Genomic DNA, 12513 nt, shown 5'->3' with positions numbered 1-12513 from the left:
ATTTCAAAGAACATGAATATAAACAACTGAAAATCAGTTTATTTCAAGTGGACACTAGTGAGTTAAACATTCTTTTAATTTGATGAAACAAAGGTATGTTCGCAGAGTGCCTCAAAAAATACACAAACGGCTATTATTAGTGTACTTTTTTCCCTTGTGCGGTATTTATTTAGGAAAAAGAAGAAGTTTTAACAGTTTTCCATAGCTGTGGAGGGATGTATCGGGAAGAATTTAATCTTTTCAGCAGCGTGGAGTTTTGGGTAAATTTGTATAATTTTTCGTTTCTGCAGGTAATCCGGATACGTTTACCTGAATAATAAATACCGGTGTTCGAATGAAAAAATCGCGTTTATATGTTTTCATTTTTTTGGGAATAAGTGTTGTCGTCCTGCTGGCGGGCTTTGTTTCGCTGCAATATTTTTATCGATCGGCGGAGAGAAGCCTGTGGGACACCCAGCTGGAATCCGGGCAAAGGGAAACCAGGGAAATAGCTGTGCTCCTGGAACAGCAATTGCGGGCGGGATTACCGGAAGAACAGGTAATACGTAATCTGCAACAAAGTATTCTGAATACCGATATCAGGAGTGAGTTTATCTGTATGTACAATACGCAAGGCATAGAATTGTGCCACCCCGATCCTGCTTTGGTGGGACAAAAGATAGGCGAAAACAATTCCCGTTTCTATCTGTCTGAAAGTGAAAAGGAAATTGCCTTCAGTGAAGTATTGCGATCGGGAGAACAGTATGAGGGCATACGATCGTTTTCTGACCCTGCTCGCTCTTCGGAGATCGTCAGTGTTTATCCGGTAGGCGGAACGGACTGGATGGTGGCATTTCACGCGAATATTTCTGTTTTGCAAACCCAGTTGTCCGGTTTGTATAACCGGTTCATGCTGGGAGCTCTCCTGGGGGCACTTGCTGTTATTTTGTGTTGTTTCGGGATAGTGCGGTGGATATACAGAAAATATGAGAAAGCCACGGAGACGGAAAAAAAAGAACTTACCGAAAAGGTGAACCAACTGACCGCCTTCAATGAAAGTCTCAGGGCTTCGAGAGAAAAATCAAAAGAACAATTCGTTACTGCATTGATAGAAGAAGAAACGGCATCCCGTAAGCGGATAGTGACATATCATAAGAACGAAATGGTGGCCATACAGGTAGAAGAGATCGCTTTCTTTAACCTGGTAAACGGTATGACTTATATACATACTTTTTCCGGACAGAAGTTTCAGAGCAATAACAGCCTGGACGAATTGATAAAGCAGGTGGGACCGGATAGTTTTTATCGTGCTAACAGGCAGTTTCTAATTAATGTACAGGCGATAAAAAACATATGGATGTATGGGAAAAACCAATTACGGATTACTGTAGAGCCAGATACCGGCGAAACCGTGGTAATAAGTAAAAATAAGGTGGCAGAGTTCAAACAATGGCTTGACAGGTAGGAAGAGTGAGGGTTGGTTGCAAGTTGCAGGTTCCAAGTTCCAAATGGCCCTGTTATCGTGAGTAAAAGTTGTAACACAGACACACAAAGAAGACACAGCGGTTCACGTAGCAGTTATACTTTGTGTAATTACTAAAGGCTCTACTTGTAATAACAGTAACTATAGCTTGGAACTTGCAACCTGGAACCTGCAATCCAATATCATACAAGTTTGGCTTCGAGTTCGATGTCAAAACTAAAGGCCTGGCTTACGGGGCAGGTTTCTTCGGCTTTTTTGGCGATGTCCTGAAAGGTATCGTTGTCAATCCCGGGAACTTTAGCCTGGAGTTGAAGTAAGGATTTTGTGATTTTTCCGTTGTCGAGGGTTACGGTAGAGGAAGTGCTCAGTTCCTCCACTTCATATCCTGCTTCGGTGAGATCCAGGCTCAGTTTCATGGTGAAACATCCCGCGTGGGCTGCGGCCAGAAGTTCTTCCGGATTGGTGCCTTTACCTTCGGCAAAACGGCTGTTAAACGAATATTGGGTCTTATCCAGCACATTACTACCTGTGGTAAGATGTCCTTTTCCTTCTTTGATACTGCCGTTCCATACGGCTTGTGCTTTACGTTTCATGGTTTATTACATTAAGAGTTAAACATTCTTTTATTTTTGATGAAACAAAGATAGGCCCGTCTTAAGCCGCCGGAAATACACAAAAGTCTATTCTGATTGTACTTTTTTCCCTTCTGTGTATTTTTTCCTGAAAACGGCCGGACTGCTTCCTGCTTTGTTGGTGAACAAACGGTTGAAATATGCAGGGTCTTCATAGCCCAGGTCATAAGCAATCTGCTTTACACTGAGTCCCGTATAGTTTAATAGTCTTTTGGCTTCAAGGACGATCCTGTCCTTTATGACTTCATTGGGCTGGGGCAGATCATGACGTTTAAATTTATTGGACAGCGTTTTAGCCGCTACACCGAGCAAGTCGGCATAATCGGATACACTGTGTTTTTTCCGGAAATGGATTTCCACCAGGCGGCTGAAGTCCCTGAAAAACTCGATTTCCTGGTTTGGCTCGCTGTTTAGTTTTCCCAGTTGCTGCTCTTTCCAGAGCCGTGTGGCACGTATAATGATTTGTTTCAGATAAATCCGAAGCATTTCTTCCTGAGTGGAAGCCTCTAGTTCAAATTCCTCACGGATCTGTTCGTACAGAGCGAGAATAATCGTATTCTCCCTCGGAGACAATTCGGTGACAGGGATCTGGTAAATATTGTTGAACAACAGGCCATCGCAGGCTACTTCGGCATCGTGTATCTGTATACAATAAAAGTCCCGGTTGTAATACATAAAATAACCCTGCTCTTTCCCGGCTTTGTCCATACGCATAAACTGGTTACTGTTTATAAAGAAGAGCGAAGGCCTGCGGGTGTTGTAACGTGTAAAATCCACAGTGAGTTCGCAACCCGCGGGGAGATATAGAACCTTGATATAAGCCGCATAGGACGAATGGTTTATTTCGTCCAGCGTAAGCACTGATACAGGTAAAAAACCTATTTTCTTATAGTTACTGGTGTATTCCCGGTTTAGTGTCATTTTTCTTTTAAAGATGCGTTTTTATACCGAAAGGATGCTATACAAGTAAAGTTAAACAAATTATGATAATCCGCGAAGTTGACAAAAGCTGTTTAGGAAGGAATTAACGTTATCCGGTCAAGCCTGTCTTTTATCAAGAGGAGTTTTTGTAGCATGTGGTTAATGTTATGAGGCCAGTCCGTTTTTATAGGCGTCCAAGGCACGTTTTCTGGCAAAGCTGTGCTCCACTATAGGTTGATTGAACAAATCCGAATCATAATCCGGATACCATTTGCGAATGTATTGCAGGTCTTTATCAAACTTCTTGGTCTGGGACTCCGGATTGAATATCCGGAAATACGGGGCGGCATCGCAGCCACATCCGGCAGCCCATTGCCAGTTGCCATTATTGGCTGCCAGGTCATAATCCAGTAACTTTTGTGCAAAGTAAGCTTCTCCCCAACGCCAATCGATAAGAAGGTGTTTAGTGAGAAAGCTGGCTGTGATCATCCGCACACGGTTGTGCATGCACCCGGTTTGATTGAGTTGGCGCATGCCTGCATCTACGATGGGATATCCTGTTTTGCCTTCGCACCAGCGTTGGAATTCTTCTTCGTTATTGCGCCACTTTATCTGCTCGTATTTTTCCTTGAAGCAGCGGTTTTCCACTTCCGGAAAATGGTATAGTATCTGCATGAAAAATTCCCGCCAGATCAGTTCGTCAAGCCAGGTTTTATTGTGTTGAAGGGCAAAACGCACGCATTGTCTTATGGAAATGGTGCCGAACCGGAGATCCTTACCCAGGTTTGTCGTATGCTCCATGGCAGGATAATCCCGGTATTTATCATAGGTGTCTATGACAGAGGGATTCAGTTCCGGTACGGAAAAGGTGATATCCGTTTTTTCGTAACCGATTTCTTTCAGCGTGTGGAATTTGTTGTTCTTTCCGGGAAGGAAATTGTCTTTTTTTATATCGAAAGCTTCATAATCCGTTTCCTTCAGTAAATTTTTCCAGGTCTTCGAATAGGGGGTATACACCGTATACGGATCACCGTCTTTTTTAACAACTTCGCTTTTTTCGAATATGACCTGGTCTTTGTAGTCCTGGAACGCTATATTTTTTTGCTTCAGTAGTTCGTGTATATTTTTATCCCGCTTTAATGCTTCGGGTTCGTAATCCCTGTTACAAAAAACACGTTCTATGTCATACTGTTCCAATAGCTTTTCAAATGCTTCTTGCGGAGTGCCGAAAAAGGTGAGGAGGGAAGAGCCGTTTTTCTGTAATTCCGAATTGATGTGTTCAAGCACCTGATGAATATAATGCACCCTGCGATCTTTTTTGTCGATAAATTGTTTCAGTATATCCGTATCGAAAATAAACACCGGTAAAACGTTCCTGTCCGATTGAAGAGCATGGTACAAACCGGAGTTATCATGGAGCCTGAGATCTCTGCGAAACCAGAATACGTTTATTTTATTCATTGTTTTCAATATTTTTCGAGAATTTGCGAAAAAAGAAGATATTCCACAGAACAAGCTCATAACCGTAAACGGCGTCCTCCACAGGAATGGTGAGTATCCGGATCTTCATGAAATCTTCGGGATTATAATTTACAACAGCTTCTTCCGGTCCCGTACCTGTGAGAATTCCGTTAACTACCAGGAATGGCAGAAGTAAAGCGGCATATACTGCCGTAATTTTGGTTATGGAATCATATTTAACTACAAATTTCAAAAAGACCAGGGAGAGTCCTGTGGTGAAGAAGGTCACAAAAGTATATAGTTTATCATAGTGTATTACCGCAATTCCAAAGCATAAAAAGATGGCCATGTAAATCCCATAAGGTACTTTTGACCGATCTTTCCCGAGGTTCAGAAACAGATCCAGGCAGTAGTATGTAAATACACAGGAAAAAGGAATGCAAATAAAAAAGAGCCATTCTTCTACGGGCAGGTTTAATAACCGGAACCCTGTAAGATACCGCTCGTTAAACCACCAAACGCCGTTTGCGGCAAACCATATGTCCCAGAGAATAAAAGGAACAGCTACTAAAAGGCTGGCTTTAAGAAAGGGAATAAAATATTTGTCGAACCTTACTTTTCTGTGAAATGCATATATAAAGCAAATAATAATCGTGAAAAAATTGACAGCCAGGTACAGGTAGTTTTCCATATTATCTTTTTTGTATATACATTTTGAAATACTTTACCGGTACCCAGAGAAAACCGAAGCATTCACCTTCTCCTTTGTCCGTATGTTTATGATGTTGTTTGTGGGCCCGCCGGATGCCCAGGAGATAAGGACTTTTGGTATTGCGGAAAATCCGTATACGCTGATGGATAAAAATGTCATGCACAAAAAAATAGGCAAAACCATACAGCGTTACTCCAAGTCCTATATAAAACCAGGGACTAAAGTCGTTTAAAGATCCGTAATATAGCATACCGATGGCCGGAATGGCAAAAATCAGGAAAAAATAATCGTTGCGTTCCATTTTCCCGCTATGACTCTTATCGTGATGGTCTTTATGCAAAACCCATAAAAACCCATGCATTATGTACTTATGGGTAAGCCAGGTAATACCTTCCATGGTAAAGAATGTAATAACTACAATAAGCAAGTTCATAGTACTTGTTTTTTTCGTCCGTTGCTGTTAAATCTCTCTTCCAGGACCCGGTATCTGTAATCAAAAATAGCTTCCAGTTTGCGCTTTATCATCATGCGGTGCAGCCATTGGCCTAATATACCCATTGGAAGTTTATAGTCTATCGTATCTTTTATCAGGACACCTTTTTCGTTAGGAATGAACTCGTGAAAATGATTCCACAGCGTATAAGGGCCTTTCTCCTGGAAGTCGGTAAAACTGCGACCTTCGCTGACCTGGGTGATAATCGTTTGCCAGTGCATCTGTATACCCAACAGGGGAGAGACTTTATAGTCGATGGTCATCCCTTCATAAATTTTATGTGTTTCGGGTTTTGAGACTATTTTAAATCCCATGGTATCCGGCGTTATTTCAGGGAGATTTTCCGGGTTGGAAAAAAAACACCAGGCAGTTTCTATATCACAATACAATTGTTGTGATTTGTGTAATTGATATATCATCTCTTTAACATTTTTTCCTCTTCCGGGGTTAACATATCATTTTTATTCAGGAAATTAAAAATAAGATCCTGTAATTCGGTATCAGTGATGTGAGAATAATTGTTCACAATAAATTTTTTGTCCTCTTCCAGATCGGATTTATAATTCAGGATACCGGGGATTTCCCGTTGTATGGACATCCGGATAAAACGTACTTCCACATCATCCGGTACCTGTGCTACGGCCTTTTCCAGGTTTTTCTTTCCTTCCGAAAAAATCTTCAGTTTTTTAAAAGGGTTGAACAGATGTTTCGCACTGATAATCTGGAAAGCTCCCAGGTAAGCTGTCTGCCTGCTGCTTTTTGTTATATTTTCGAGAATATCCAGTGTTTGCATGCATATTTCCTTATTAAACGGAGCCATAGTGTAACGTTTCCTTATATTTTCGGGAAATTCCTGTTGCTTCACGGCAAAAACGGTATTGGCCGTTGTAAAAAATATGAGCAACATTAGTTTCATATCATAGCCATTTTAAACTGAAGGTAGCTGCTCATCATCAATGATATTTTTTTACCGTTATGAATACGAACCCGTTCGGAAATGATCTTTTGTGCAGGTGTCTGCTGTATTTTGCGGAACAGGGAAGTATAATAGGTATAGGCCAGGTATATGCCGAATTTAGCCGAATGGGGTAACATTTTTATACCTTCCAGGGCTTCCCGGAATTCTTGTTCGATCTCCTTTTCGATCTCCAGTTTTACCCCGGTATCGAACTCCTTCATATTGACGTTCGGGAAATAAGTTCTACCGAGGATATTATAATCGTGTTTCAGGTCCCTGAGAAAGTTCACTTTTTGAAATGCCGATCCCAGTCTCATAGCATAGGGCTTGAGCTTTTGGTATTCTTCTTTATTACCTTTTACAAATACCCGCAGGCACATAAGCCCGATAACTTCTGCAGAGCCCAGGATGTATGTATCATAGAGATCGGAATCGTAATTAACAGGTCGGAGGTCCATTTCCATGCTACGAAGAAACGTATCTATAAGTTCCCATTCTATCCCGTACCGGTTTACGGTTTGCTGGAACGCATGAATAACGGGATTCAGGGATATTTGTTCTTTTATGGAATAGATCGTTTCTTCCCGCAGATGTTGCATGAGGTAGTTCTTGTCATAGCCGTGAAAACTATCCACAATTTCATCGGCCAGGCGGGCATATCCGTAAATTGCATATATGGCAGGGCGTATCTCATTGGAGAGTGCAAGTATCCCAAAAGAGAAACTTGTACTGTATTTTTTGGTGGTTTCCTGGCAGATCTTGAATGATAACTCGTCAAAAAGAATTTTCATACCAGTATGTTTTTAAGTTGATTTATTTCTTTGGCCACTATTTTACCGGAAATAATAGAAGGAGGAACTCCGGGCCCCGGAACCGTGAGTTGCCCGGTATAATACAGGTTTTTTACTTTTCGGTTTTTTATAGATGGTTTCAATACCGCTGTCTGGTTTAGTGTATTGGCCAGGCCATAGGCATTGCCCTGGTAGGCATTGTAATCCCTGATAAAATCTTTGATGCAATAACTTTTTTTATAGTCGATGTATTCCGCCAGGTTCGAAGTGCCGGTGTGTTTTTCCAGCCGGGAGATCATTTCCGTGAAATACGTTGCACGTAATTCTTCATGATCTTCTATACCCGATGCCAGAGGCATGAGCAGAAACAGGTTTTCATGTCCTTCGGGGGCCACTTCATCATCTGTTTGTGACGGACAACAGGCATAGAAAAGTGGTTTGGAAGGCCATTTTTTATCACGATAAATTTCATCGGCATGTACATCGAAGTCATTTTCAAAAAATAAGGTATGATGTTTCAGGTTTGGTATCCGGGTACGAAACCCCAGATAATAAATCAGGCAGGAGGGAGCAAATATCCTCTTTTGCCAGTAATCTTCGCTGTAATTACGATATGATTCATCCAGGAGTGTTTCCGTATGGTGATAGTCCGATCCAGCAATTACAGCATCGAATAAGAGGGTTTTCCCGTTGACGGTTATCGCATGGGCACGGTCATCAACGACATGTATTTTTTCTACGTCGGCATTCACGTGAAAATGTGCACCTTGCTGTCCGGCCACAGTGATCATGGCTTCGCAAACACGATAAAATCCCCCCATGGGATACCAGGTTCCCAGTTTATAACCACCGTAGTTCATAAGACTGTACATTGCAGGAATATCTTTGGGAGTAGCTCCTAGAAAAAGCACCGGAAATTCCATGAGCGTTATTAATTTCGGATTTTTGAAATACCGTCGCACGTGATTACGGAAATTGGTGAGCAGATCCAGTTTCAAAGTATTCCGGGCTATTTTCAACGAAAGGAATTCTGTCCATGACAGGCAGGGTTTGTTGATAAATTCCCGCATACCTATCTCATATTTTATTCTGGCTTCTTCCATAAACCGGTCCAGTTTACGGGCAGCTCCATCTTCGAGATTTTCAAAAAGCCTGCGCATGTCATCGTATTTTTCCGGAATAGCGGTAATACCATCACGAAATACCATTTCAAACTGGGGATCCAGGGAAACCAGCTTATAAAAATGATCGGGGGCAGTATCAAAATCCTTAAAAAACTCTTCGAAGATATCGGGCATCCAGTACCAGCTGGGCCCCATATCAAACACGTAGCCGTTAGAAGTTTTAAACTGTCTGGCCCGCCCGCCCATGGTACTGTTCTTTTCAAATACATGCACCTCATGGCCTGCCGAAGCGGTATAAGCAGCGGCAGAAATACCGGAAAAACCTGAACCGATAATAGCGATTTTCATTGTCATAGGATCAATTTTTTCCGGGTAAATACTGTGCATTTACCTTTTCAAGTAAATCTCCCGGCGAGATATTTTCAGAATAAATAGGGCGATGAAACCTGTCCAGCTTATCGAGCAGTCGTATGAGTTCCATTTTTTCGTGAGAGGTAAGGTTTCCCGTAACTATCTGTGTTGCTTTACGTATTTTCAGCATTTGCTTTTCCAAGGTTTCGGAACCTTTTACAGTTAAGTAAATTATCTTACTTCGTTTATCTTCCGAAGAGGTTTTCTGTTCGATCCATTCATGTTCGAGTAGCCGGTGAATTATTTTGATTCCCGCCGATTTATCGTGAATATTCTTTTTAATCAATTGCATTTTTGTCATAGGTCCGAAAGCCTTCAGGTTTATCAGGTAGATAAATTCTTCCTGGGTGGAAAATTCGGAATCGTGTATAGCGGCTTTTGAATAAGTCTTTGCATAACGGTTGAGATGTACCAGTAGCGTATTAATGACACTGTCCGGGCCGCGGCCGTTTTCTTTACCTTCCCAGTAAGGTTCGTTATCCTGAAGTAATACGGATTGTTCCCGGTGGCAAATCCACTTTTTAAAGCCCTCTACTCCGGGGCCATAGGCAGGATAGTCCGCGGATTTTTCGTAGTCCTCAACTAACGAAATAACATCTCTTAGCAGTGTATAGTTCATCATTTCTATTATAGAATTGGAGTAAAATTACTCTTTTTATTTTAAGTAATAGTATAAATATACTCTTTTTTTTAAAGATATTATCGTGAGGGGCAGGAATTCGTTTGGGTTTCTATGCTGTTAACAACATGTTATACATAGGTGTTGCGGGGTGTCTGTGATCGGAAATTAACCGCTGAGTAGGGAGGAAAGAAAGTGTTTCGGATAAATATAAAAAGGTTTATGGCATTACTCTTAAGAGAAACCATAAACCTTTTTCAGTTTTTAATATGAAATTTATTTCCGGATAAACCTCCGGGTTTTTTCTTCGCCGTTGACATTCATCTTGAGTATGTATATACCGCTTTTCAGGCTGGAAACGTCTATATCTTCTCCGGGCTGTACATTCCGGAATGGTATAACGAGTCGCCCGTTCATATCATATATGCCAATACCGGCATTATCTCCATCGAATTTAACTTGTAAATGGCCGGGAGTAGGATTGGGGTACAAGATGCTTTCTTCTTCTTTTTCCTGTAGAGCCGGGACTGAAGCTGTCGATTGCTGCACGATACGCCACCAGTTAATGTTCCATGCGCCACTCTGTGCGTAGATACCAAAATTGTGTGTTCCTGCATTGAGGTATGCGGAATGAGACACAGTAGTCCAGTTCTGCCATCCGCCTGTAGACGGAATATTAACCGTACCGAGTACCGTTGCTCCTGCATTGATATCCAGGGATAATTGTCCGCCTCCACTTTCGCTGGCTACCCGGTACTGTATGGTGTAATTACCGGAAGAGGGGATGTTAATGGCATTATAGGCCATCCAGTCTCCCGTATCTATATATCCCACATTCAGTCCGCCACCGGAATCTGTTGTGTTTTCGGTTTGCACACCACTCATGTTATTGTAACTTTCCGCCTCGATATGTTGTGAAAATCCGGGGTCTCCGCCGCCGCCGTTGCCATTGCGCTGATAAACTCTTACGTAATCTACATACATATTAGCAGGAAGAGCACTGTTGTCTACCTGGAAACCGGGCCAGTTTCCGCCTATGGCCATATTGAGTATCAGAAAGAAATTTTCATGGAATTCCTGGGTTCCGTTTACGCCGTTGCTAATGTCAGCTACGTGATATTCCTGTCCGTCCAGGAACCACCGGATATAGTTTTCGTCCCATTCCACTGCGTAAACATGATATGCCGTAACATTGGCCGGAGTATCTCCTCCGTAATTCGCATAGTTTCCGTTGTGGTCTTCCCAGTGCATGGTGCCATGTATATTGGGAGAAGTATTGATATGTTCCATGACGTCTATTTCACCGCATTTAGGCCACCCAATGGAAGATATGCTGTTGCCCAGCATCCAGAATGCGGGCCATGTACCCAGGGAAGAAGGGATGGCAATACGAGCTTCCATTCTTCCGTATTTAAAGGATTTTCTACCTTGGGTCTTCATCCTGGTTGAGGTGTAGCCATATCCTCCGAAATTTTCCTGCCTGGCCGTAATGACCAGGGCCCCGTTCTGAACGCTGGCATTTTCCGCCCGGTAATATTGCAGTTCATTGTTTCCCCACCCATTAGCACCATTTCCTGTTTCAAATACCCAGTCCGGGCCAATACCATCGGTAAATTCGTCTTGCCATACCAGTTGCCAATCACCTTCCACCGCATTTTGCTGACCGTTATTATCCCCGAAACCTATGACCACTTTTTGCGGATTCGGAGTATGTACCGAAGAAGAATAATCCCATACGTCGTCATACGGAAAGCCATAAGAAAGGTCATCTATACTTATTCCCTGCTGGTGCCAGAATTTGGCGTAGTGGTTACAGGGAGATTCCTGGTAGTATTCGGAAGCATCCGACCAATCCTGCTGCCCGACGTTCGGGGTAGTAATATCAATAACATGCCTGTTCAGAGCGGCACAAATTTGCGCCTGGACCAGTTTGTCGGTGGTATCATCCTGTACACCCATGTCAAGAACACCTTTACCTTCAAATACTTCCTGTGTGGTAGGACGCCGGGTAATAATAGCCTGTCGCCCCTGGAAACCTCCCGAAACGGCGGTCATTACAAGCTGTTCACCCTGAACACGTCCCTGCCACACCCCGGCATCCCCGGAATCGAAAATAAGGTCTTCATTGGCGTATTTGGCCCATACGGCATCGACATATGGTTTCATATAATGTACATAGGGACCGGGAATGGGCATCGTACCTACGCTGCCATCGGCAAAATCCTCAATTTTCCCGGGAGCCGTAATCTCTTCGGTCTCCGCGTCCAGGCACCCCTGGAATTCTACAGGTACGCTCGAAGGGAATGCAGCCAGGATTTCGCTGTGTGTGGCCTGTTCTCCCACTTTTTTGTAATAACCGCTATTACCGTACAATTCCATGGTTAAAGGATATTGGTAAGAATCCACCCTGGTAGGATTGCCAAAAAAACCATATTCATTATTGGTAAGTTCTATAATTTCATATTTGATACCGATATTCGGATCGGTGGGATTGGTATAACTGGGAGAAGTGTACCCTCTCTGTGCTCCCGAAGCTCCGAAAAAGTAGAGGTATAACGGGCTTCCGACAGAGATAAAAACCCGGCATCCCTGGATGGGAGGGATCATTATTGTTTTATTGGGAATATCACTTAGCCTGGTGAAGCAGTCGGCATATTTGCCATCTCCTCCCGGCCCTGCATTCCCTCCAACGACAGGTCCCTGGATCGTATTGTACGAAGGACTCATGGGAAAGGTATTACCCGTAGCGGTGTTTACCCAGATATGCTGGCTGGGTTCTGCAAGGTCTTCTCCTACTACAGCGACATAAAGTTCACTGTCAGGGTAAGGCGAGTTGTTGTTGATCTCAAAGGGAACGGTTGTTTGTGCTTCTGCATGGGCATAAAGCAACAAAAACATAAGTAGGATGTTATATACTGTTTTTTTCATA

12 protein-coding genes are annotated in these 12513 nt (G+C 42.7%); 1 reads left to right on the top strand and 11 read right to left on the bottom strand.

The features are described 5' to 3' along the window. Positions 1 to 334: 334 nt before the first annotated feature. Positions 335 to 1444, top strand: coding sequence for a LytR/AlgR family response regulator transcription factor (locus ED312_RS07645; protein ID WP_123215419.1), 1110 nt, complete (start codon positions 335 to 337; stop codon positions 1442 to 1444). A 200-nt stretch (positions 1445 to 1644) separates the two neighbouring features. Here ED312_RS07645 and ED312_RS07640 read toward each other — a convergent pair whose 3' ends face one another. The 11 genes from ED312_RS07640 to ED312_RS24105 form a co-directional block, all read right to left on the bottom strand. Continuing rightward, positions 1645 to 2055, bottom strand: a complete 411-nt coding sequence (locus ED312_RS07640) for an OsmC family protein (protein ID WP_123215418.1) — start codon at positions 2053 to 2055, stop codon at positions 1645 to 1647. Between the two features lie 87 nt (positions 2056 to 2142). Further along, positions 2143 to 3015 (bottom strand): helix-turn-helix domain-containing protein, encoded by an 873-nt coding sequence (locus ED312_RS07635; protein WP_123215417.1) that lies wholly within the window; start codon positions 3013 to 3015, stop codon positions 2143 to 2145. Positions 3016 to 3180: 165 nt separating this feature from the next. Further along, positions 3181 to 4476 carry a cryptochrome/photolyase family protein gene (locus tag ED312_RS07630; RefSeq protein WP_123215416.1) on the bottom strand — a complete coding sequence of 432 codons (1296 nt, stop codon included), beginning with the start codon at positions 4474 to 4476 and terminating at the stop codon, positions 3181 to 3183. Next, the gene (locus tag ED312_RS07625) at positions 4469 to 5167 is read right to left on the bottom strand and encodes a lycopene cyclase domain-containing protein (RefSeq protein WP_123215415.1); all 699 of its coding nucleotides are present in this window, start codon (positions 5165 to 5167) and stop codon (positions 4469 to 4471) included. The genes ED312_RS07630 and ED312_RS07625 overlap by 8 nt, the downstream gene beginning before the upstream one ends. Position 5168: 1 nt before the next feature. Next, positions 5169 to 5621, bottom strand: coding sequence for a sterol desaturase family protein (locus ED312_RS07620; RefSeq protein WP_123215414.1), 453 nt, complete (start codon positions 5619 to 5621; stop codon positions 5169 to 5171). Next, positions 5618 to 6100 carry an SRPBCC family protein gene (locus tag ED312_RS07615; protein ID WP_123215413.1) on the bottom strand — a complete coding sequence of 161 codons (483 nt, stop codon included), beginning with the start codon at positions 6098 to 6100 and terminating at the stop codon, positions 5618 to 5620. Before ED312_RS07615 ends, ED312_RS07620 begins: the two co-directional genes overlap by 4 nt. After that, the gene (locus tag ED312_RS07610; RefSeq protein ID WP_123215412.1) at positions 6097 to 6597 is read right to left on the bottom strand and encodes a hypothetical protein; all 501 of its coding nucleotides are present in this window, start codon (positions 6595 to 6597) and stop codon (positions 6097 to 6099) included. The genes ED312_RS07615 and ED312_RS07610 overlap by 4 nt, the downstream gene beginning before the upstream one ends. Continuing rightward, positions 6594 to 7430 (bottom strand): phytoene/squalene synthase family protein, encoded by an 837-nt coding sequence (locus ED312_RS07605; protein WP_123215411.1) that lies wholly within the window; start codon positions 7428 to 7430, stop codon positions 6594 to 6596. The genes ED312_RS07610 and ED312_RS07605 overlap by 4 nt, the downstream gene beginning before the upstream one ends. Beyond that, entirely contained in the window at positions 7427 to 8908 is a 1482-nt protein-coding gene (locus ED312_RS07600) for a phytoene desaturase family protein (protein ID WP_123215423.1), read from the bottom strand. Before ED312_RS07600 ends, ED312_RS07605 begins: the two co-directional genes overlap by 4 nt. 4 nt (positions 8909 to 8912) lie before the next feature. Further along, positions 8913 to 9587 (bottom strand): MarR family winged helix-turn-helix transcriptional regulator, encoded by a 675-nt coding sequence (locus ED312_RS07595; protein WP_317125668.1) that lies wholly within the window; start codon positions 9585 to 9587, stop codon positions 8913 to 8915. Between the two features lie 273 nt (positions 9588 to 9860). Beyond that, positions 9861 to 12512, bottom strand: coding sequence for a beta-1,3-glucanase family protein (locus ED312_RS24105; protein ID WP_206363227.1), 2652 nt, complete (start codon positions 12510 to 12512; stop codon positions 9861 to 9863). Position 12513: the final 1 nt, after the last annotated feature.

Origin of the sequence: Sinomicrobium pectinilyticum, from assembly GCF_003725735.1 — a bacterium.
GTDB lineage: Bacteria > Bacteroidota > Bacteroidia > Flavobacteriales > Flavobacteriaceae > Sinomicrobium > Sinomicrobium pectinilyticum.
This window is presented reverse-complemented; position numbering and strand designations above follow the sequence as displayed.